The following is a 22,651-nucleotide window of genomic DNA, read 5'->3' on the forward strand; positions in this document are numbered from 1 at the left end:
CTGGCCGGAACTCAAATCTGCACTTCATGCCGCCGGCTTCCGTGGAGAGCTCCTTGCCGGTGTCCGTTCGCACTTCACGGAACTCAACCGCAACAGCGGCCGCACGCCGTCGGACTCCGACGCCCTGACCTTCAGCATCACGCCGCAGATGCACAGCACCGAGACCGCGCACATCATCGATTCCGTTCCCATGCAACGGCTTGTGGCGCAGAACGCACTCCGTCTGGGCTGCGGAAGGCCCGTGCATGTGGGGCCGGTGACCCTGCTGCCGCGCTTCAATGCCGTATCCACGTCCGGCGCAGCCCCCGAGGCCGAAGCGGATGAACTCCAGGCGGAACCCTTTGCCGCGGCGTGGACCCTGGCGAGCATCGGTGCGCTCACGGTGGACGGAGTGGAATCCGTCGCCTACTTCGAGGCCTCCGGCCCGAGGGGGATTTCCGACTCCGGCGGCCGGCTCAATCCAGCCGGCGAACTCCTGAAAGAGCTCGCCGCCCTCCGGGGCAGCGACGTGCTGTCGGTCCACAACGAGGGGCAATCTTCATTGACGCTCTATCCCGTGGTGACATCCCGCGGGCTCGCCCTCTTTGCCGGGAATCTCTCCGCATCCGCCCTAGACGTGGGGGTCCGGCTTCCGGACGGCACAGCCGCCGTGGACGGCGAATGCAGGGTTTTTGGGCAGGACCGGGGTTCGGCCATGGCCTTCACTGCCGACGACGACGACGGCGGCACGGCCGCTGGGCGGCTCACTCTGGGCCCCTGGTCGGCCGGCGTCGTCCGTTTTCCAGCCGTCCGCTTTCCAGCCGTCCGTTGAACCACTGAACCACTGAACCGCGGACAATACTTTTGCGCCGCCCCGGGGGCGGTGTCACACCAACGAAAGGAGACCCCATGGGTCTGCGTCTTGAAGGAAAAACAGCCCTGGTCACTGGAGCCGGATCGGGCATCGGCCTGGCCGTGGCCCAGCGTTTCGTGGCCGAAGGGGCCACCGTCTACTTCGCCGACATCAACATGGCGGCCGCCGAACGGGCCGCCGAGGCCACAGCCTCCCCGCGGGCCCGGGCCTTGCGCATGGACATCTCGGACGAGGACAGCGTGACTGCCGCCTACGCCGCCGTGGCCGGAGGCGGGCAGCTGGATGTGGTGGTGGCGAACGCCGGAGTGCAGCTCTTCGGCCAGGATGCCAAGGTGGGTGAACTGGACCTTGCGGTCTGGGAAAGGACCGTCAGCATCAACCAGCGCGGCGCCTTCCTGACCCTCAAGCACGCCGTCCGGGCCATGGAAGGCCGCGGTGGCTCCATCATCTGCACCGGCAGCCCTACCGCCGTGGTGGGCTGCGGCCAGACCTTCACGGCATACACAAGCTCCAAGGCCGGGGTCCATGGCTTGGCCCGCGTGGTCGCGGCGGACTACGCGCAGGCCGGGATCCGCGTCAACACCGTGGTTCCGGGCTACACCGAGACGCCGCTGGTGCAGGCCATCGCGGACGACCCCGTCAGCCGCGCAGGCCTGGTAGATTCCACCATGCTGGGACGGCCCGGCACGGCCGCGGACGTGGAGGGGATCATGGTGTTCCTCGCCAGCGACGACTCCTCCTACGCAACCGGGGGAGTCTTCACAGTGGACGGCGGCCTGACAGCGCTGTAAGGGGGTGGCGCTGTGATGCTTCGGCTTAGAACTTTTCCGTGGTGATGGCTTCGAGGAACGCTGCCACTTCGGCCGGCATATCCACGGACCCGTTGTCCAGCAGCCATTGCACTTGCAGGCCATCCATCAGGGCCGCGAGCTGGCGGGCAGCGGCGGCGGGAACGATGCCCGGCCGGAGTTGGCTGAGCCGTTGCATCTCAGCGAAGGCCTCGGTCATGGTGCCGCGCACCCACGCGTAGCGCCGTTGGAAATAGCCGTGGGCCGGGTGGTCAGGGTCTGTGGCCTCAGCGGACAGGACGCAGTAGAGGGCGACGAGGCCGGGGATGGTGGTGTTGTAGTGCGTGAGCTCCACCAGGCCACGCAACATGTCGATCCCCTTGGCGGTCAGGGACCGTGTGCGGACCACCGAGTCCTCGTCCCGCAGGGTCAGGACTGCCTCCAGCAGGGCCTCCTTGCTCGGGAAGTGATGCAGCAGGCCGGCCTGGCTCAGGCCCACTTTGTCCGCCACGTCCCTCAGCGACCCCGCACGGTAGCCCGACGTCGAAAACACCTCAAAGGCGGCGGTCAGGATCTCCTGCCGGCGGGCCTCGGTCTTAGCGTAGCTGCCCCGCGGACGGCCCCGCCGTGGCGCTTCAGCCACTGCGCCGGCTGGTGTGTCAGTCATCACGTAACCCTAACAAGCTCGTTCCTGTGCGCTTGAAACCAATTGGTCAACCGCTGTGGGTGGCGTCACATTTCGTGACGATTCAAAATTGGGAAATAAAAACCTAGTACCCACTAGGTTTTCATGTTACGGTCTTTCCCAATGGCAGTCCATGGTGGACCGCCACTGACCGTGAAAGGGACCAATGATGTTCCGATCCAAGCGAATGGCCGCCGTTGTTGCCGCCGTAGCCCTGAGCCTCGCCGGCTGCTCCGCCGGTGGAGATGCCTCCGCAGAACAGTCCTCACAAACCCTCACCCTCGGCGCCATCCAGTCGCCCAAGACGTTCGATGCCAGCCAGTCCGAGTTCGCCAATCTCTCGCCGTTCTACCAGGCCGTGTACGACACCCTGCTCCGCATGGAACCGGACGGCACGCTGGTGCCCATGCTGGCGACGGAGTGGAAGTACAACGACGACAAGACTGTCCTGACCCTCAAGCTGCGCGACGACGTGAAGTTCACCGACGGGACCGCTTTCAACGCCGACGCCGCCAAACAGAACCTCGAGCGCTTCAAGGCCGGGACCTCCCCGGATGCCCAGTTCCTTGCGGCTCTGAAGTCGGCCACGGCCGTCGACGCCACTACTTTGGAACTGACCCTCTCCGCCCCGGACCCGGCGTTCCTGAACTACCTGTCCAAGGACGCGTCGTTTATGCAGAGCCCGGCCTCCTTCGCCAACGCGGACATCGCCACCAACCCCGTTGGTTCCGGACCGTACATCCTGGACACCGCGGCCACCGTCACCGGCACCTCCTACACGTACAAGAGCAACCCGGACTACTGGGCCAAGGACCTGGTCCACTACGACCAGCTGGTCCTGAACGTCTACCTCGACCAGACGTCCCTGCTGAACGCCATCAAGTCCGGCACCCTGAACGGCGCCAACACCATTGACAACAACACGCTCACGGAGATCGAGGCTGCAGGCTACAAGGTCAACCCGCTCCAGCTGAACTGGTCCGGCCTCCTGATCTTCGACCGCGCCGGAACCACCAACCCTGCACTCAAGGACGTCCGCGTCCGCCAGGCACTAAACTACGCGTTCGACACGAAAGCGCTGCTGGAGTCCATCGGCCAGGGCCACGGCGAGCAGACCGCCCAGGTGTTCCCGCCGTCGTCGGACGCTTATGACAAGTCGCTGGATTCCCGCTACGCCTACGACCCCGCCAAGGCCAAGGCACTGCTGGCCGAGGCCGGCTACGCCAGCGGCCTGACCCTGACGCTGCCGTCCTCGGCCCTCCTGGGCAACACCATTCCGGCGCTGATCACCCAGCAGCTCAAGGATGTTGGCATCACTGCGGAGTTCACCGATACCGGCAACAACTTCATCGCTGACCTCCTGGCACCGAAGTACGGCGTGAGCTACATGATCCTGGAGCAGCAGTCCGACTGGCAGCTGATCAATATGAAGCTCACCGCCAACGCCCCCTGGAACCCGTACAACTACGAGGATCCCAAGGTAGATGAGCTGGTCAACAAGATCCACGTTGGATCTGCGGACGAGCAGAAGGCCGCGGCCAAGGAACTGAACAAGTACATCGTGGAGCAGGCCTGGTTCGCCCCGTGGTTCCGCCCACAGTCCAGTTTCGTGACCGACGCCAAGACCAACGTCGAGGTCCAGACGGGCAACGCCTACCCGTTCCTCTGGTCCTTCACCCCCGCCTCCTAGCGGACAGCTTCCGGACCGGGCCGCACAACAGCGGTCCGGTCCGGCAGCCCAGGAACCTTCCCTAAGGATTTTCGAATGTACCGATTCGTGCTGCGGCGCCTGTTTTCCGGTGTCCTCCTGCTGTTCGTCATCACCACGGTCGCCTACCTGCTGCTGTATGCCGGCGGCGGCGACATCGCCCGCCGCATCGTGGGACCCACCGCCAGCGATGCCCAGGTTGCGCTGAAAGCCAGCCAGCTGGGCCTGGACCGCCCGCTCCTGGTCCAGTACTGGGACTGGCTCACCAGCGCCCTGACCGGCGATCTTGGCCGGTCCTGGTTCAACGGCCAGCTGGTGACCGCCGGCGTCACCGGCCGTGTCTCCGTGACCCTCTCCCTGGTCCTCGGCGCCACCATCATCGCGGCGGTTATCTCCGTGGTTCTCGGCGTCCTGGCCGCTGTCCGCCGCGGCACGGTGGATCGGGTGGCGCAGCTCGTCGGCGTCCTGGGCCACGCCATCCCGGGCTTCCTCATCGCCCTGGGGCTTGTGTCCCTCTTCGCCCTGAACCTCAAGTGGTTCAAGGCCACCGGCTACGTCCCCATTACGACGTCGTTCGGCGGCTGGGCAGCCACCGTCACCCTTCCGATCATCGCCCTTTCCATCGGCTGCATCGCGGCGATCGTCCAACAGGTCCGCGGTTCCCTCATTGACGCGCTCCGCCAGGACTACGTCCGGACGCTCCGCGCCCGCGGCCTGTCCTTCAACCGCGTTGTCTACAAGCACGTGCTGCGCAACGCCGGCGGTCCTGCCCTCGCTGTGCTGGCCGTGCAGTTCATCGGCCTGCTCGGCGGTGCCGTCATTGTGGAACAGATCTTCGCGCTGCCCGGTCTCGGGCAGATCACCGTCACCGCCACCGGCCAGGGCGACATCCCGGTCGTGATGGGAGTCGTCGTCGCGACTGCCGCCATCGTGGTGACCGTCAACCTCATCATCGACCTCGCGCAGGGCTGGCTCAATCCGAAAGTTCGGCTGTCATGATCGAAACTCCCATCGCACTGCCCGTCACGGCAGCCAAGGTTTCCCTGTTCCGCAAGCTCCTGACCAACCCCACCGGCGCGGCATCGCTGCTGGTCCTGCTGATCGTGGCACTTGCCTCCATCCTGGCGCCACTGCTCGCCACCCATGACCCCAGCACCGCCAGCCTGCAGGATGTGCTCGCCAAATCCGGATCCGAGCACCTGCTGGGTGCCGACAGTGCCGGCCGCGACGTCCTGAGCCGGCTGCTCTTCGCCGGCCAGTTCAGCCTCGCCGGGGCACTCGTTGCCCTCGTGGTAGCGCTGGTGCTGGGCGTTACCGGCGGCCTGATCGCCGGCTACTACGGGGGCTGGTTCGACTCCGCAGCTTCCTGGCTCACCGGCCTGCTGATGGCCCTTCCCGGCATGGTGGTGCTGCTGGCCGCCCGTGCAGTCCTTGGCCCGTCCATGTGGCTGTCCATGATGATCTTCGGCATCATGCTCTCGCCCGCCTACTTCCGGCTGGTCTACGCCTCGGTGACCGCCGTCCGCAACGAACTGTATGTGGACGCGGCCCGAGTCTCCGGACTCAGCGATTTCCGGATCATCGGCCGCCATATCCTCACAGTGGTCCGGGCGCCCGTCATCATCCAGTCCGCCATGATCCTGGGCATTGCCATTGCCATCCAGGCAGGCCTCGAATTCCTGGGCCTGGGCGACCTCAACATCCCCACCTGGGGCAGCATGCTCAATGACGGCTTCATCAACATTTTCAAGTCGCCAACGCTGGTCCTGTGGCCCGCTCTGATCATCGGGCTCGTCTGCATCGCCCTGACACTCCTGGCCAACGCCATGCGCGATGAACTGGAACGCAGCCGCGGGCCCGTCAAGCGGCGCAAGGCCGCCACCACCAATGCCGCCACCGCGGTTGCCGAGGCAGCAGCGAAACGCGGCGAGGCCGCCGTCGTACATCCCGAAGAGCCGACCGGCGCAGCCACCAAAACAGTCGGCGAGCTGCTTCTGGAAGTCACTGACCTAGGCGTTGGCTACGACCAGGCCGACGGTTCCACCACCCACGTGGTGAACCACGTTGGCCTGGCCGTCCGCCGCGGCGAAGTCCACGGCCTGGTGGGCGAATCAGGTTCCGGCAAGACCCAGACAGCCTTCTCCATCCTCCGGCTCCTGCCGCAGGGCGGACGCATCACGGGCGGCTCCATCTTCTTCGAGGGCAAGGACCTGGCGCACCTTTCCGAGAAGGAGATGACCAAGGTCCGCGGAAAACGCATCGCGTACATCCCGCAGGAACCCATGTCCAACCTGGACGGCGCGTTCACCATCGGCAGCCAGCTGATGGAGCCCATGCGCGTCTGCCTGGGAATCTCCAAAGCGGAGGCCCGCAAACGCGCGCTCGCGCTGCTGGCCAAGGTGGGCATCCCCAACCCGGAACGCACGTTCAATTCCTACCCGCACCAGGTCTCGGGCGGCATGGCCCAGCGAGTCCTGATCGCCGGCGCCGTGTCCTGCGAACCGGACCTGCTGATCGCCGACGAGCCGACCACCGCCCTTGACGTGACCGTGCAGGCCGAAGTCCTGAACCTGCTCCGCGAGCTGCAGGCGGAGCTGAACATGGGCGTCATCCTGGTGACGCACAACTTCGGCGTAGTGGCCGATCTCTGCGACCGGGTCTCGGTGATGCAGTCCGGCCGTGTGGTGGAAACCGGCCCCGTCCGCGCCATCTTCAACGACGCCCAACACCCGTACACCCGGCAGCTGCTGGAAGCCATCCTCGAGGACACCGCTCCCCGCGGACCGCTCGGCGCCGGAGATCCCGCCGGCGGCCAGGCCGCCGGCGAAACTCCAGCCGCCCGGCCCAAGACATTGAATGGAGTGACGCCATGACCGAGTCACTGCTCGACATCAAGGACGTCGTGGTCGAATATCCCCTCAAGGGTTTCCGCCGCGCACCGTTCAAAGCGCTCAGGGGCGTCTCCCTGGACATCCGCCCGGGCGAGACCGTGGGCCTGGTGGGTGAGTCGGGTTCCGGCAAGACCACCCTGGGCCGCGCCGTGCTGGGCCTGGCGCCCGTCACCGGCGGCAGCATCAAGTACCGCGGCCAGGAGATCTCCAAAGCCAGCCGCGCCCAGCGCAAGGAACTCAGCCATGAGATTCAGGTGGTGTTCCAGGACCCCTATACGTCCCTGAACCCGTCCATGACCATCGAACAGATCCTCACCGAACCGCTCACCGTCCGGAAGGTGGACCGGCAGGCCGCCAACAAGCGCGTGGCCGAGCTGCTGGACCAGGTCCGGCTGCCGCACGGGGCGGCGCACCGGCTGCCGCGTGAGTTCTCGGGCGGCCAGCGCCAGCGCGTGGCCATCGCCCGCGCACTGGCCCTTGACCCGAAGCTGATCGTCTGCGACGAACCCGTCTCGGCCCTGGACCTGTCCACGCAGGCCCGCGTGATGGAGCTCTTCATCGAGATCCAGGAACGCACCGGCGTGGCCTACCTTTTCGTCTCCCACGATCTCGCCGTGGTGCGGCACCTCAGCCACCGCGTGGCCGTGATGTACCACGGAGAAATTGTCGAATGGGGCGACGGCGAGCAGGTCACCGGTGCACCCGAGCACCCCTACACGCAGCGGCTCTTTATGGCCGCCCCGATCCCGGATCCCGACCGGCAGGCAAAGCACCGCGAAGACAGGCTCCGGCTCCTGGAACTCCAGCAGGAGCAGGATCTCCAAGCCGGCGCCGCCTGACCACGTTCCCACCACAGTCCACACCATATGAAAGGCGCGCCCATGACGGAGCCAGCAGCCTCCCCACGCCCTCAGCTATCCTCCGGTGCAACCTTCCCCGCCGGCTTTGCCTGGGGCGTGGCCACCGCCGCGTACCAGATCGAAGGTGCGGTCAACGAAGGTGGCCGCGGCCCCAGCATCTGGGACACGTTCTCGCACCAGGCGGGCACCACCATCAACGGTGACAACGGCGATATTGCCTGCGATCACTACCACCGCTGGGAAACGGACCTGGACCTCATGGCCCAGCTCGGGATTCCGTCCTACCGCCTGTCGCTGTCCTGGTCCCGCCTGCAGCCCGCCGGCACAGGCCCGCTGAACGCCGAGGGAGTCCGCTTCTACCGGGACCTGCTGGCAGGCTGCATTGCCCGCGGCATCACCCCCTATGTCACGCTCTACCACTGGGACCTGCCGCAGGCACTGCAGGACGACGGCGGCTGGCCGGCCCGGCAGACGGCGTACCGCTTCGGCGACTACGCCGGACTGGTGGCCGACGCCCTGGGCGACCTCGCCGAACACTGGATCACCATCAACGAACCGATGTGCGCGGCGTTCCTGGGCCACTCGTGGGGCATGCAGGCCCCCGGCTTCAAGGACGACAGCCTGGCCGTGCCCGCCGCGCACCACCTCCTCCTGGCCCACGGCCTGGCCCTGGCCGAATTCCGCACCCGCCGGCCCGGCACCAAGCTGGGCATCACCAACATCATCGGCAACCTGAACCCGGCCACCGACTCCCAGGCGGACCGCGACGCCACCGACTACTGGGATGCCGTAAGCAACCGGATCTTCCTGGACCCGGTCTACCGGGGCCGCTACGCCGATTCCACCATCGCCGCGTACGGCAAGTACGGCCTGACCGCCACGGGTGAAGGGGCCGGAGCCGGGGACCTGGTCCAGCCAGGCGATCTGGATATCATCTCCGCGCCGGGCGACTTCGCGGGCGTCAACCACTACACCAACATGCTGGTCTCCGCGGGTCCCGGCGCGGACGGCACGCCCAACTGGACGCACGTCCAGCCGGCGCCGTCCTCCTTCGGCTGGTCCAACACACCCGGAGCCCTCAAGGCAGTCCTCGCCCGGGTGGCCGCCGAATACACCAAGCTGCCGCTGTACGTCACCGAGAACGGCGTGACGTTCCACGACTATGTGGACCCGAACGGAGAAGTCCGGGACCCCCGGCGCATCGACTATCTGCGCGGTTACATCTCCGCGGTGGGCGAGGCGATCACCGCGGGCGTGGACGTCCGCGGCTACTTCGCCTGGTCCTTTATGGACAACTTCGAATGGGCCGAGGGCTACGACAAGCGCTTCGGGCTGGTCTACGTGGACTACGGCACGCAAACCCGCATCCCCAAGCAGAGCGCCTACTGGTACCGGGACACCATCGCCGCCCACAGCGCCGGGACGGGCAGCGCCGGGACCGACAGCGCCGCTACCGCAACACCCGTCACTGCCGGTGCCACAGCATGAGCATCGATACCTCCGCCACCGGAACAGCTAGGAAAGCCGTCATGGAAACCCTCACCTCAGACCACCGCGCCACGGACGTTCGCCTGGAGTCCCTGCTCGCCGAACTCACCCTCGAAGAGAAGGTCCGGCTCCTGACCGGCCGCGACTTCTGGACCACCTGGCCGCTGGAAAAGATCGGCCTGCGCCGCATGCTGTTCTCCGACGGCCCCACCGGGGTCCGGGGCGAGGTGTGGGATGAGCGCGAGCCGTCCATGAACTTCCCGTCCGCCGCTGCCATCAGCTCCAGCTGGGATCCGGCCATCGCAGACCGGCTGGGCGCCGCGTCCGCCGTCGAGGCCCGCCGCAAAGGCGTTGACGTTGTCCTGGGCCCCACCATTAACCTGCACCGCTCACCCTTGGGTGGCCGCCACTTCGAGGCGTTCAGCGAGGACCCCGTCCTGACGGCCGAACTCGCCGCCGCATACGTGTCCGGCGTGCAGCGCAACGGCGTCGGCGCCACACCGAAGCACTACATCGCCAACGATTCCGAAACCGACCGGTTCACGGTGGATGTGAACGTGGACGAGCGGCCGCTGCGCGAGCTGTACCTGCTCGCGTTTGAGAAGGCCATCGTCGAATCCAAGGCCTGGCTGGTGATGAGTGCCTATAACTCGATCAACGGCGCCACCGCCACCGAGAACGACCTGCTGGAAACCCCGCTGAATACCGAGTGGGGTTTCGACGGCGTGGTCATCAGCGACTGGACAGCCGTCCGCAGCATCAACAGCGCCAACGCATCCCAGGATCTCGCCATGCCGGGCCCCGCCGGGCCCTGGGGCGCGGCGCTGGTGGTGGCCGTCAAGTCCGGCCAGGTCGCCGAGGCGGCGATCGACCGCAAGGTGCTGAGGATCCTCCAGCTCGCCGCCCGGGTAGGTGCCCTGGAGGGCTTCGAGGCGGTCCAGGCTGAGCCTGCTGACCGGGAAGACCCCATCGCTTTCGCCCGCGAAGCGTCCGCCGCGGGCACCGTAATGGTGAAGAACGACGGCGTGCTGCCGCTGGATCCTGCCTCCCTCAAAACCGTCGCGGTGGGGAAGTCCGGCGTCAAGTCAGTCGCGGTGATCGGGCACAACGCCCGGTACGCCCGCACCCAGGGCGGCGGCTCCGCCACCGTGGTCCCGGAGAAGATCGTCACCCCGCTGGACGGGATCCGTGCCGCGTTCGGAACGGACAACGTCAGCTACAGCGTGGGCGCCGTAGTGCAGGAGGGCATCGCCGAACTCCCGCTGGAACAGATCACCAACCCGGTGACCGGCGCGCCCGGCGTGCGGGTGCGTTTCCTCGATGCCAACGGCGGAGAACTGTTTGCCGAGGACCGCCGCTCCACCGCGCTGGTCTGGTTCGGTGGGGACGCTCCCATCGAAGCGTCCTCCATGGTCCAGTTCCACACGCTTTACACGCCGGACGAAACAGGTCCGGTCAAGCTGGGCTTCTCCACCGTGGGCCATGGCCGGATCTTCGTGGACGGTGTCCTCGCCCACGAGGCAACCATCGAGGCCACCGGGACCGACCTGGGTGCGGCGTTCCTGGCCCCACCGTCGGCGTCCGTGGAAATCACGGCAACGGCCGGGGTACAGCTGCAGGTCCGGATTGAACTGGACACGGGGGACCGTGCCGGGGCCCTGTCCAACGCGCTGGCCATCACCATCGGCGTGGAAGCGGACTGCAGCAACCCCGACGCCCTGATCCGCGAGGCCGTGGAGGCTGCCCGCGCGGCCGCGATCGCCGTCGTTGTGGTGGGCACCAACTCCCGCGTCGAATCCGAAGGCTATGACCGGACCTCGCTGGAGCTTCCCGGCCTGCAGGACCGGCTCGTACACGCCGTTGCCGCCGCCAACCCGCGCACCGTGGTGATCGTGAACTCCGGCTCGCCGGTCCTCCTGCCGTGGCGGGACGAGGTGGCGGCAACCCTGATCGGTTACTTCGGCGGCCAGGAATTCGGTAACGCCCTCGCGGACATCCTCACCGGCGCCAGCGAACCCGGCGGCCGGCTGCCCACCACCTGGCCCGCCACCCAGGAAGACGTTCCCGTCATCAACGTCACGCCCGCAGCTGACGGGACGCTGACCTATGACGAAGGCATCCACATCGGCTACCGCGCCTGGCTCAAAACCGGCACCACCCCGGCGTACGAATTCGGCCACGGGCTCGGCTACACGGACTGGACCGTGGATTTGGTGGATGTCCCCGCCCAAGCCGCACCGGGCGCCGTCGTGCCCGTAACCGTCACCCTGACGAACACCGGCAGCCGGCCCGGCAAGAACGTGGTGCAGGTGTACGCCGAAAAGCCAGGCTCCGCCGTCGACCGTCCGGTCCGCTGGCTCATCGGCTCCACCCCTGTATGGGCCGGACCGGGCGAAACCGTCACCGCCCTGCTGGACGTCCCCACCCGACTCCTGGCCTACTGGGACAAAGACTGGACCTACGAACCCGGCGACTACACCCTCCGCATCGGCACCTCCGTGACCGACCTGCCGCTCGAAACTACCCTAACCCTGACCGATATCTCCCAGGAGGGAGCAGCATGAACTTGCCCAACCCGCTGATCCCCGGCTTCAACCCGGACCCCAGCATCGTCAAGGTGGGAGGGGACTACTACCTGGCCACCTCCACGTTCGAATACCTGCCCGGCATCCCCGTCTACCACAGCACCGACCTGGTCGACTGGACCCGGATCGGCCACGTGGTGGACCGCGAAGGCCAGCTGGATTCCCGCGAGGTGCCCACCCTGGGCGGTGCCTGGGCACCCACCATCCGCTTCCACAACGGCCTGTTCTACGTGGCCGTCACCGACGCCATAGCTCGCGGCACGCTGGTGTTCACCGCCACGGACCCCGCGGGACCGTGGAGTGACGGACTGGTCATCGAAGGCGCCATCGGCATCGACCAGGACCTCGCCTGGGACGAGGACGGCACCGCCTACATGACCTACTCCGGGTTGGACACCGTCACCGGAAACATCCACGAGCACGGCGGCATCCTCCAAGTCCGCGTGGACCTCGAGGCGGGCAAGGCCCTGGAGGAGCCCCGCAGCGTCTGGTCCGGCACCGGCCTGATGTTTCCCGAAGCGCCGCACCTCTACCGTCGCGGCGACTACTGGTACCTCATGATCGCCGAAGGCGGCACGGAGCGTGGGCACAGCGTCAGCATCGCCCGCGGAACCTCACCGGCCGGGCCCTTCGAGGGCAACCCGGCCAACCCCATCCTGAGCGCCCGCAGCACCGACCGCCCCATCCAGAACACCGGCCACGGCGACCTCGTGGAGACGCCCGACGGCGGCTGGGCCATGGTGCTCCTGGGCATGCGCCCCAAGGGCATGACCCGCGCGTTCTCCGCCCTCGGCCGCGAAACCTTTATCACCCCCGTCACCTGGGAGGACGGCTGGCCGGTGGTTGAACCTGTCATCCTTAATCCCCGTCCCGGCGGCGGCGGGTTTGAGGATGACTTTGCGGACGCCGAGCTCGACGGCGGCTGGATCGCCGTGCGGCGTTTCCCCGGTGCGTTCGCCTCCACGGAGAAGGACCCCGGCCGCCTCACGCTGACCAGTGACGGCACCAGCCTGGACGACGCCCGCCCGGCATTCCTTGGCCGCCGCCAGCGGTACCAGGTGGAGACCATCTCCGCGCTGGTGGACGCGGGATCGTCGGAGTCAGGGACAGGGACAGGGACAAGGACAGGGACCGAGTCCGGGAATGGCGCCGGAGGCCTGGCCGTGCGCTACGACGAGACCCACCACTGCTCCATCGAGACGGACGGCACCACGGTCACCGCCAGAGCCAGGATCTCCTCGATCGAGCAGAGCTGGACCCGCGCCGCGCCCGCCGGGCCGCTGGAGCTCCGGATCGAGACCCGCCAGCCTGAAGGCGGCGCGGGCCTGAGCCACCTGAGCTCGGACACCATGGCGCTGCAGGCGGTCATCAACGGCGAAGCGGTGACCCTCGCCGAACTGGACGGGCGCTACCTCTCGGCCGAGACCGCCGCGTCCTTCACCGGCCGGGTGTCCGGCGTCTTCGCCAGCCGCGGCACCGTGGCCTTCGACTGGTTCCGCAGCTCCGGTCGCGAACCCAGCTAGGAACGCCAACCCAGCAAGGACCGCGTGCAGGCCGGCTCAGCGCGGCCGGACCAGCCTTCATCCACCTCTTTCCCGAAAGGCCTTCTTCGTGACATCCACGTCCCTGACACCGCAGTCAGCCATCCGCCAGCAGGCCGCCGTCAGCCGGTTGACGGCGGAGTACCGGGCTGACACCCCGTTCGTGGCTGAGCCGCGGCCCCGGCTCAGCTGGGTCACCGCCACGGACAGTACCGGCTGGCAGCAGTCGCAGGCCGAGCTGCGGATCACCCGCGGCGGCGCAGTGGAGTCCGTGGTGCAGGACGGCCCGGACTCGGTCCTTGTGGAGTGGCCTTTCGGGTCCATCGCCGCCGGGGACTGCGTGCAGGTGGAAGTCCGGGTCACCGGGAACGACGGCGGCACGACGGACTGGAGCGCGCCTCTGGCATTGGTGGGCGGTTTCGTTGACGGTCCCTGGCAGGCCGAAGCCATCGGCCTGCCGTCCCCGGCGGGGGAGGAACCGCCATTGGGCCAGCCCGGCCAGCTGCGGTACGAATTCACAGTGGGGGAGGGCCTCGCCAAAGCGACCCTCTTCGCCACCGCACACGGCGTCTACCAGGCCGAAATCAACGGCACGGAGGTGGATGACCATGTCCTCAAGCCGGGCTGGACGGCCTACGCGGACCGGCTCAACCACGAGACAACGGATGTCACCGCACTCCTGACGCCAGGCCCCAACGCCATTGGCATCTGGCTGGCCGGCGGCTGGTTTACCGAAAAGTACGGCTTCCACGGCTTCGCCAAGCCCGTCTACGGTGAGCAGCCTGCCGTGAAGGTGGAGCTGCAACTTGAATACACAGACGGCACACGGGAAACCGTGTCCAGCGGACCTGACTGGCGCTCCACCACCGCCGGTCCGCTGGTCTCCAGCGGCATCTACGCCGGCGAAGCCTTCGACGCCCGCCGCGCCGAAGCGGGCTGGTCCGAACCAGGCTTCGACGACGCCCACTGGCTCCCCGCGACGGTCACCGGCGGAGACTGGGCTAAGGCCACGCCGGCCATCGCCCCGCCCGTACGCCGCATCGAGGAACTGCCCGTCAGGGATGTCCTGACCACGCCCTCCGGCGCCACGGTGCTGGACTTCGGCCAGAACCTGGTGGGCCGCCTTCGGATCCGCGTGACCGGCGAGGCCGGCCGCACCATCACCCTCCGGCATGCCGAAGTACTTGAAGACGGTGAACTGTCCCTCCGCCCGCTGCGCCAGGCGGCCGCCACCGATACCTACACGCTTGCCGGCAGCGGCGTTGCGGAAAACGGCGAAGGGAGAGGCGGCGAGGAGGAATGGGAACCGCGCTTCACGTTCCACGGCTTCCGCTATGCCCAGGTGGACAACTGGCCCGGCGAGCTGGACCCGGCGGCGATCACCGCCGTCGTGATCCACAACGACATGCGCCGCACGGGCTGGTTCGAGTGTTCCGATCCGCTGTTGAACCGGCTGCACGAAAACGCCCTCTGGGGGATGCGCGGCAACTTCCTGGCCCTGCCCACCGACTGCCCGCAGCGTGATGAGCGGCTCGGCTGGACCGGCGACATCCAGGTCTTCAGCCCCACCGCCAGCTACCTGTACGACTCGCTGGGCTTCCTCGGGTCCTGGCTGCAGGACCTCGCGCTCGAGCAGGGCCATCGCGAGGGCGTGGTCCCCATCATCGTGCCGTCGGTGCTGGGCATGCTCGAATCGCCGGTGGCTGCATGGGGCGACGCCGCGACGGTGGTCCCGTGGGTGCTGTTCGAACGCTTCGGGGACACCGGCCTGCTCCGCCGGCAGTACACCAGCATGCGGGACTGGGCCGATGCGCTGCTGAAGGTCCGGGACAGCAGCGGGCTATGGCAGGGACAGATGCAGCTGGGCGACTGGCTCGACCCCGCCGCGCCGCCGGACAAGCCAGGTGCTGCCCGCACCCACGGCGACATCGTGGCCAGCGCCTACCTGTTCCGGTCCCTGGACCTGGTGGCCCAGGCGGCCGCCGTACTGGGGAACGACGCCGATCACGGCACCTACGCGACGCTCTCCGAGGAGACCCGGCAGGCAGTCCTGGCCGAGTACGTCACGCCTGCCGGCAGGATGGTTTCGGACGCCCAGACCGCATACTCCCTGGTTCTGATGTTCGGCATCAGCACCGACCCGTCCCAGCGCCAGGCGCTCGGTGACAGGCTCGCCGAGCTCGCGCGCCTGGGCGGCTACCGGATCGCCACCGGATTCGTCGGAACGCCCCTGATTGCCGACGCCCTGACCGTCACAGGACACCTGGACGCCGCCGAGCGGCTGCTGACCCAGACCGAATGCCCCTCCTGGCTGTACCCGGTGACGCAGGGCGCCACCACCATCTGGGAACGCTGGGACTCCATCCTGGAGGACGGCAGCGTCAACCCCGGCGAAATGACGTCCTTTAATCACTACGCGCTGGGCGCCATCGCCGACTGGATGCACCGCACCGTGGCCGGCCTGGTACCGGCCGCGCCCGGGTACCGGAAACTGCGCATCGCGCCCCGCCCGCTGAACAGCCTGACGCACGCTTCGACGTCGCACGAGACGCCCTACGGACTGGCCCGGGTCGCCTGGCGGCGTGCCGGGGACCGGATCCTGGTGGACGCCACCGTGCCGCCCGGCACCACCGCATTGGTCTCGCTCCCTGACCGCTCCGCGGAGTTTGTTGTGGGGTCAGGCCAGCACAGCTGGGACGTTCCCGACGCCGAGCCGGCAGCGGAACCCGGCGCCGTCTCGCTGCACTCCCCACTGGCGGACATCATGGACGACCCCGCAGCCTACGCCGCAGTATGGCAGGCCATCGATGCGCATGATCCGGCCGGGGCTGCCGCGTTCCGAAAGGACACCGTCTGGTACCGGCAGACCACCCTTGACCAGAGCCTGCTCTTCACCCAGCCCGCGGTCAAAGCGGACATCGCAGCCGCACTGGCTGCCCTCAGCGACGGCCGCTCCGCCCGAACCCCCGCAAACTCCTGAACTCCGAAGTCCAGAACTCCCGAGTCCCGAAATCAAGAAGGCCCCGATGACAACTTTCACCGCTGAAAGCCCCCTGTATTTTGTGATGCGGCACGCCGAAGGCAACCGCATCCTGAGCCAGCACGTCCCCACGCTGGCCGACAACCCCCTGCTGCACACCCTCTACTTCCACGAGGTGGGCATGATCCTGGGCACCGAGGACGCCCTGCAAGGGAAACCTGAAGAGGTGGCGGAGATCCTCCGCCTGATCAGCGAGCTGGAGCCGGAGGACACCGTGGCCCAGCGCACCGCGGCAGCCGCCGTCGACGTTCCCGCCCCGGCCGCCGGCTACGAGCCGGAAACCGTGGAGCAAGGCAGTGCCGCCGTTGTCCTGCCCACGACGGCGGCAGCGCGGGAACGTTTCGAAATCACCTTCGCCGGGCCCTCGCACGGCAACCCGTTCACCGACGTCGAACTCCGGGCCGTGTTCACTGCCCCCTCCGGCAAGGTGCTCAGCGTCCCCGGCTTCTACGACGGCGACGGGACGTACAGGGTCAGGCTCCTGGTCCCGGAAGCAGGGGGCTGGACCTTCAGCACGTCCAGCAACGCCCGCTCGCTGGACGGCGTCACCGGCTCGTTCACTGCAGCGGACGCCGCAGCCGGTGCCAGGGGCGTGGTTCGGGTGGCCAACACCTTCCATTTCGCGTACGACGACGGCACCCCCTACCTGCCGGTCGGCACCACGGCCTACGCCTGGACCCACCAGGGCGACGCCCTGGAAAAGCAGACTCTGGACACGCTCGCCGCAGGCCCGTTCAACAAGATGCGGATGTGCGTCTTTCCCAAGTCGTACCTGTTCAACGAGAACGAACCGGACCTGTACCCGTTCGAGGGCTCCCTGGCGGGCGGCTTCGACTACGAGCGGCCCAACCCGGCGTTCTACCGCCACCTCGAACAGCGCATCAGCCAGCTGGACGAACTCGGCATCGAAGCGGACCTCATCCTCTTCCACGCCTACGACCGCTGGGGCTTCTCCACCATGAGCCCGGGCCAGGATGACCGCTACCTCAAATACGTGGTGGCCCGGCTGGCGTCGCACCGGAACATCTGGTGGTCCCTGGCCAACGAATACGACCTGCTGTTCCGCAAAACCACCGAGGACTGGGAGCGCTTCGCGGGCATCGTCCAGGCCAACGACCCCAGCGGCCACCTGCTCTCCATCCACAACTGCCACGACTTCTACGACTACAGCCGGCCGTGGATCACGCACAGCAGCATCCAGCGCCAGGACGTGCACAAGACCGCCGAGTTCACAGGGGAGTGGCGGGACCGCTGGCAGAAGCCGGTGGTCATCGACGAGTGCGCCTACGAGGGCAACATCGACCAGGGCTGGGGAAACATCACCGGCGAGGAAATGACCCGGCGGTTCTGGGAAGGTGCCATCCGCGGCGGCTATGTGGGCCATGGCGAAACATACATGCATGAACAGGACGTCTTGTGGTGGGCCAAGGGCGGGGAGTTTCACGGCAGCAGCCCCGAGCGCATCGCCTTCCTGCGGCGCATCCAGGAGGAGACCCCCGGCGGGTTCCTTGACCCACTGCCCAGCACTTGGGACGTACCCACCGCGGGCATCCGGCACGAGTACGAACTCAGCTACTTCGGCTTCAACCAGCCCACCTACCGGAACTTCGTGATGCCCGCCGGGCGAAAGTACCAGGTGGACATCATCGACACCTGGAACATGACGGTGGGCACCCTTCCCGGCACCGTGGAAGGAAGGTTCCGGGTGGAGCTTCCGGGCCGCCAGTTCATCGCCGTCAGGATCCGCGCCGTCAGCTGATCGAGGTTCCCAAAGGAACGGAACTAGACCCTCTCGGGAATCCGACGCAAGCTGACTATCCGCTGGATCAGTGGCTCGTCGGAATATCCTGGGAGGCGGCCCACTCGCCCACATCCCGCCGTTCAATGGCCGCGGCCATCAAATCCGGGAACAGGTCCGGCATGCAGGCGAAGGCCAGGACGCCGATTCCGGCCAGGGCAGCGCATGGTCTGAGTCGAATGACGGATGGCCGCTGTCGCTTAAGGCCAGAAGCGCGATCATGGTCGTCCCCGACCCCACGATCGTGGCCGCGCGCCGTAGCATCTCCTCGGCAATGCCGCCTTCGTAGAGGTCGCTGATGAGCACCAGGATGGTCTCGGCGGGCCGGGCGATCTGGTCCTGGCAGTATGCCAGGGCACGGTTGATGTCCGTGCCGCCACCGAGTTGCACACCAAACAGCACATCAACCGGATCGTCCAGCTCGTCCGTCAGGTCGACCACAGCAGCGTCGCGTCGCCGGAGAGCAGGCCATCCAGCCAGGCGGCGGCTTTCCCGCGCAGGCGCCGCGATTGACAGCCGCCGGCTGAGCCTGGCCGCTACGTCGTTGGCGTCAACCAGGCCCGCGTCCAGGAGCAGCCTGGTGTCCCGGCCAGCCACTGAGCCATGGATCCGGTCAGGCCCCGCGACGGCGGCGAGCGCCCGGTGCAAGATCACAATTGTCCGACGAGCCCAAGGCCATGCCCCGTCTCTATGGCAATGACAAGGCTCTGTGGCCTTGAACCGTCGGCTCAGCGCCGCTTGCGTTTGGACCGTTGCTCCTCCCGCCGCTCGGAACTGTCACGCTCTGCGGAACGCTGCGATTTCCCTGCCACCACCACCCTTTGGTGCCACTCGCGCTGGTAGGCCCGGCGGGCGGCGGCATCTGTGCGGCGGGCCAGGGCGGCGAGTTCGCGCTGGAGTTTGCCGTAGCTGAGCCAGCGGCGTTCGTCCAGTGTCCCGTCCACCAACGCCGCCTGCACGGCGCAGCCGGGCTCCTGCTGGTGGGCGCAGTTGGAGAACCGGCACAGGCCGGCGAGTTCCTCCACGTCCCCGAACATCTCGCCTAGGCCTTCATCGGCGTCGAACAGGCCGAATCCCCGGACGCCCGGAGTGTCCATGAGGACGGCTCCGTTAGGCAGCGGCACGAGTTCCCGGGACGTGGTGGTGTGCTTCCCTTTGAAGTCGCCGGAGCGGACCTCGCGGGTGTGCTGGACCTCGCGTCCCGCCAGCGCGTTGATGAGGGTGGACTTGCCGGCGCCCGACGGGCCGAGGAGGACCAGCGTGCCGTGTGGCGGCAGGTGCTCCAGCAGCGCATCGATCCCGTCGCCGTTCTCGGCTGACGTGGTGACCACGTCCACGCCCGCCGCCTGCAGGATGACCTTCCCGACGACGTCGTCCGCTATGTCCGCAAGGTCGGCTTTGGTGATGATCACGAGCGGAACCGCCCCGGAATCCCAGGCTGCCACGAGTGTGCGTTCGAGGCGGTTGTGCGTGAGCGGCCGGTCCACCGGGACCACTACACCCACCACATCCATGTTGGCGGCCAGTACCTGGGCCTCCGAGGAATCTTCAAAGGCGCGCTTCCGGCTGAGCTCAGACCGGCGCGGGAGGATCCCGGTGATCTGGCGGCCGCCCGCGCGGTTGGGCCCGATCCAGACCCAGTCGCCGGTGACCGGAACGCCGGCGTCGAGCGGGTACGGCAGGTGGAGTAGTTCGCCGCCAACGGCTGTGAGCACGAGGTTGCGGTCCAGGCGCACCACCCGTCCGCGCTCGCTGTGTTGGTTCGCTGGGTGGTGGGTCCGGTGTTGGGTTTGGTGGGCGTCAAAATAGCCGGCGACGGCGGGGGAGTAGCCATACGTTGTGGGCCCTTCGGGCCCAGGGATCGAGTCGGAGGTTGGTGGGGAGTAGCTGTCCAGGCTGGTGCCTGAGGAATTGTTCAAGGTGAGTCCTTGGGAGAGGTCTCCAGACTCCGGAATCAGCGCAGCCCTGCGGCCGTTAGGCCTGTCCGTTGGTGTGTTGGGCTCTTACGCCGTGCGGATGCTGGAGACGGTGGTGATGGGTTTGATGCGTGCGGGGCGCACTGGGCGCGTGGCTGTAGCAGTCATCAAAACCACCTCCGTTTCTCTCCAATGTCCGGATGCTGTCACGGACTCTCGGCTCTGAGTGTAGCTGGCCGGGGTTGTGTTGAATAGGGCAGCTTCCGCTTGGTTCGGCTGCGCCGGTTCCCGTTAGCCGGTGGGGCCGGTCAGTTGGTAGTTCAGCAGCACGATGCCGGACGGAAAGGAGCGGCACTCCCGGAGCGCAAGCTTTTTCCATTCGCTCATCCTGCCGAAGAAGGGCACTCCGCCGCCGAGGATGACCGGCACGATGGCGACGCCCAGTTCGTCCAGCAGACCCAACTCGATGAATTCAGTGATGAGCTGACCGCCGCCGAACACGCAAATGTCCTTCTCCGCAGGGATGGCGGACTTTATCCGGACGACAAGATCGCGCAAATCTCCGGAGTACAGGTGCGTGTTCCGTCCCGTGGCCAGAGTTTCATCGTGGGAGAGGACATACGTGGGAACCGCGGAGCCCCGGCTGCCCATTGCCGCCATTTCCCGGTAGGTATTGGCACCCATGACATAGGCCCCGGTTCTGCGCTCAGTTGCCTCGAATCCGTAATCCTCATTCTTGGCCATGGCATCGTTCAGCCATGACAGGTCCCCGCTCTCTGAACGGATGTAGCCATCGAGGCTGACCGCCATGCCCCCAAAGATGGTGCCCATGGTCGCGACGCTATCCAGCGCCGATGTCACGGTCAAGACCACCGCGGCGCCGGCCGGCAACTCTGAACACATCGAGCGGATCGGGGCTGCACAGCTCATTCCGCGGCTGGAGCGCAGGACCATCCAAACGTTCGAGGTTACGGCGGACGCCTAGGTTTATCAGCCCTGGGCTGCAGCCACTACGCGCTCGCCGTTGAAGTATTCGAGGTGCCAGCCCTCGGTGGCATGGTGGTGGGCAAGGTTCAGCACCGCGTTGTCGATCCTGTGCAATGTGCGGCCGATGGCCCGGTTAAGGCTCACCCGGAGGAGTGTGCCGTGGGCGACCACAAGGACGCGGCGGGCGGGGAATTCTTCGGCCAGCGCTTCCAGTGCACCCAACCCGCGCGCGGCCGCGTCTTCCTCGCTTTCGGCGCCGCGGTAACCACCGGGTATGCGCAGGGCCTCCAGCTCGGGGCCGGCCTGCAACCCCTCTGCCGGTCCGAAGCTGCGTTCGGCCAGCGCCGGAATGTGCCGCGTAACGCTCAGCCCCAGCCCGTCCGCAATCACGCTGGCGGTTTCCGCGGCACGGCTAAGCGGCGAGGACACGATCGCATCCCACTCGTACTCTGACAGGACGTCGACGGCGTCACGCGCCTGCCCACGGCCGACGTCGTTCAGCGGAATATCGGTGGCTCCCTGGAGCCGACGCTGCGCATTCCAGTCTGTCTGGCCATGGCGGATCAGGGCGAAGGTCGTAAGGGTCATGCTGTCTATTCTCCCCGACGGCGGGGACGGTCCGGGCAGCCGCCGGGATCAAGGCAACCTTTCTAGGCCCAAGAGTCCGGTCCGGCGTTCCGGTCGATGAAGTCCACGACAGCCGGATGGGCAGGATTAATAAGGTGCCCGCCCGGGACCAGCACCGTATGGGTGAAGGGCAGTGCACCCGACAACCTGGCGTTCACGGACCGGCAGGCCTCGGGGGAGTCCTCGGCGGAGACAATCAGGGTGGGCCGGCGGATCCCGGCGAGTTGCTCCTCGTTCAGTTCCAGAGCATCGTCGCTGAGATCCAGGCCGTGGCCGTTGATTTCGGCCAGGACAGCGTGGCTCGTGTCGGCAAACATCTGTTTGAGCCCTGCGGGAAGCGACTCCCACGTCGCATCCCCCAGGGCTTCCCGGATCACAATCTCGGCGGCAAGCCCGGGCTGAGCGTCCGTGCGCTCAAGCACACGGCGGCGCAGGCCGCGGGCCCAGGCGTCTGCATCCGGAGCGATGGTGAACAACGCCGGTTCCAATAGGACCAGCGCTTTGACTTTGTCCGGGAAACGGCGGGAAAGTTCGATGGCGATCAGGCCGCCTGTGCTGCGGCCGATCACGATTGCCGGCCCGGCACGGAGCGCCGCCAGGACTGCGGCTGCGTCGTCGACATGATCCACGAGGTCCAAGGTCGCGAACGGCCGCGGCGGGGCACTGCGGTGGAAACCCCTGCGGTCGTAGATGATGCAGCGGCCATGCCGGGCGAGTTCGGTTGCGGCGTCCGCCCACATCACAGCCGAACTGGGTGTTCCGTGCACGCCCAGTATTGGTGTCCCTTGGCCGCTCTCTTCGTAGTAGAGATCAACACCATTGACGGTGACGTGGGGCATGTCGTCAGCCTGGAGTTCGCGCGCTCATCGCAGGACCACCACCCG

At 67.2% G+C, this 22,651-nt stretch carries 17 protein-coding genes and 1 pseudogene; 12 read left to right on the top strand and 6 right to left on the bottom strand.

The window, feature by feature from the left end; genetic code table 11:
• Both V6M49_RS05720 and V6M49_RS05725 read left to right on the top strand, forming a co-directional pair.
• Positions 1–811, top strand: a pseudogene (locus V6M49_RS05720) (hypothetical protein); the annotation flags it as partial.
• A gap of 77 nt (positions 812–888) precedes the next feature.
• A complete protein-coding gene (locus V6M49_RS05725; protein WP_141140524.1) occupies positions 889–1,644 on the top strand; it encodes an SDR family NAD(P)-dependent oxidoreductase in 756 nt (251 codons plus the stop codon).
• Positions 1,645–1,669: 25 nt separating this feature from the next.
• Here the strand turns inward: V6M49_RS05725 and V6M49_RS05730 are convergent, their stop codons facing one another.
• Positions 1,670–2,308, bottom strand: a complete 639-nt coding sequence (locus V6M49_RS05730) for a TetR/AcrR family transcriptional regulator (RefSeq protein ID WP_141140525.1) — start codon at positions 2,306–2,308, stop codon at positions 1,670–1,672.
• Positions 2,309–2,492: 184 nt separating this feature from the next.
• On the opposite strand from V6M49_RS05730, the gene V6M49_RS05735 reads away from it, so the two are divergent.
• The 9 genes from V6M49_RS05735 to V6M49_RS05775 all read left to right on the top strand — a co-directional run bounded on the left by V6M49_RS05735 (position 2,493) and on the right by V6M49_RS05775 (position 18,198).
• Positions 2,493–4,016 (top strand): ABC transporter substrate-binding protein, encoded by a 1,524-nt coding sequence (locus V6M49_RS05735; RefSeq protein ID WP_246848513.1) that lies wholly within the window; start codon positions 2,493–2,495, stop codon positions 4,014–4,016.
• Positions 4,017–4,091: 75 nt separating this feature from the next.
• Positions 4,092–5,033 carry an ABC transporter permease gene (locus tag V6M49_RS05740; protein WP_141140526.1) on the top strand — a complete coding sequence of 314 codons (942 nt, stop codon included), beginning with the start codon at positions 4,092–4,094 and terminating at the stop codon, positions 5,031–5,033.
• A complete protein-coding gene (locus V6M49_RS05745; protein ID WP_332760520.1) occupies positions 5,030–6,907 on the top strand; it encodes a dipeptide/oligopeptide/nickel ABC transporter permease/ATP-binding protein in 1,878 nt (625 codons plus the stop codon). Before V6M49_RS05740 ends, V6M49_RS05745 begins: the two co-directional genes overlap by 4 nt.
• Entirely contained in the window at positions 6,904–7,764 is an 861-nt protein-coding gene (locus V6M49_RS05750) for an ATP-binding cassette domain-containing protein (protein WP_332760521.1), read from the top strand. Before V6M49_RS05745 ends, V6M49_RS05750 begins: the two co-directional genes overlap by 4 nt.
• Positions 7,765–7,806: 42 nt before the next feature.
• Complete coding sequence (locus tag V6M49_RS05755) at positions 7,807–9,273, top strand: GH1 family beta-glucosidase (RefSeq protein WP_332760522.1); 1,467 nt, start codon at positions 7,807–7,809, stop codon at positions 9,271–9,273.
• The gene (locus V6M49_RS05760) at positions 9,270–11,837 is read left to right on the top strand and encodes a beta-glucosidase family protein (RefSeq protein ID WP_371706665.1); all 2,568 of its coding nucleotides are present in this window, start codon (positions 9,270–9,272) and stop codon (positions 11,835–11,837) included. The genes V6M49_RS05755 and V6M49_RS05760 overlap by 4 nt, the downstream gene beginning before the upstream one ends.
• Positions 11,834–13,381 carry a glycoside hydrolase family 43 protein gene (locus tag V6M49_RS05765; RefSeq protein ID WP_332760523.1) on the top strand — a complete coding sequence of 516 codons (1,548 nt, stop codon included), beginning with the start codon at positions 11,834–11,836 and terminating at the stop codon, positions 13,379–13,381. The genes V6M49_RS05760 and V6M49_RS05765 overlap by 4 nt, the downstream gene beginning before the upstream one ends.
• Positions 13,382–13,469: 88 nt before the next feature.
• On the top strand, positions 13,470–16,379 hold the full coding sequence (locus V6M49_RS05770) for an alpha-L-rhamnosidase (RefSeq protein WP_332760524.1): 2,910 nt from the start codon (positions 13,470–13,472) through the stop codon (positions 16,377–16,379).
• A gap of 46 nt (positions 16,380–16,425) precedes the next feature.
• Positions 16,426–18,198 (top strand): DUF5605 domain-containing protein, encoded by a 1,773-nt coding sequence (locus V6M49_RS05775; RefSeq protein ID WP_332760525.1) that lies wholly within the window; start codon positions 16,426–16,428, stop codon positions 18,196–18,198.
• A 138-nt stretch (positions 18,199–18,336) separates the two neighbouring features.
• Here V6M49_RS05775 and V6M49_RS05780 read toward each other — a convergent pair whose 3' ends face one another.
• The 3 genes from V6M49_RS05780 to V6M49_RS05790 all read right to left on the bottom strand — a co-directional run bounded on the left by V6M49_RS05780 (position 18,337) and on the right by V6M49_RS05790 (position 20,984).
• Entirely contained in the window at positions 18,337–18,885 is a 549-nt protein-coding gene (locus V6M49_RS05780; protein WP_332760526.1) for a VWA domain-containing protein, read from the bottom strand.
• Between the two features lie 80 nt (positions 18,886–18,965).
• Positions 18,966–20,156: a ribosome small subunit-dependent GTPase A gene (gene rsgA, locus V6M49_RS05785; RefSeq protein WP_332760527.1), complete on the bottom strand. Its 1,191-nt coding sequence runs from the start codon at positions 20,154–20,156 to the stop codon at positions 18,966–18,968.
• Positions 20,157–20,444: 288 nt separating this feature from the next.
• Complete coding sequence (locus V6M49_RS05790; protein ID WP_332760528.1) at positions 20,445–20,984, bottom strand: dihydrofolate reductase family protein; 540 nt, start codon at positions 20,982–20,984, stop codon at positions 20,445–20,447.
• On the opposite strand from V6M49_RS05790, the gene V6M49_RS05795 reads away from it, so the two are divergent.
• Positions 20,983–21,138 (top strand): hypothetical protein, encoded by a 156-nt coding sequence (locus tag V6M49_RS05795; RefSeq protein WP_332760529.1) that lies wholly within the window; start codon positions 20,983–20,985, stop codon positions 21,136–21,138. The two genes, V6M49_RS05790 and V6M49_RS05795, sit on opposite strands and share 2 nt — an antisense overlap.
• Before the next feature lie 5 nt (positions 21,139–21,143).
• Here the strand turns inward: V6M49_RS05795 and V6M49_RS05800 are convergent, their stop codons facing one another.
• Together V6M49_RS05800 and V6M49_RS05805 are read right to left on the bottom strand one after the other, a co-directional pair.
• Entirely contained in the window at positions 21,144–21,728 is a 585-nt protein-coding gene (locus tag V6M49_RS05800) for a histidine phosphatase family protein (RefSeq protein ID WP_332760530.1), read from the bottom strand.
• Between the two features lie 62 nt (positions 21,729–21,790).
• On the bottom strand, positions 21,791–22,606 hold the full coding sequence (locus V6M49_RS05805; protein ID WP_332760531.1) for an alpha/beta fold hydrolase: 816 nt from the start codon (positions 22,604–22,606) through the stop codon (positions 21,791–21,793).
• Between the last annotated feature and the right edge of the window lie 45 nt (positions 22,607–22,651).

It is taken from the genome of Pseudarthrobacter sp., assembly GCF_036675385.1.
Lineage (GTDB): Bacteria > Actinomycetota > Actinomycetes > Actinomycetales > Micrococcaceae > Arthrobacter.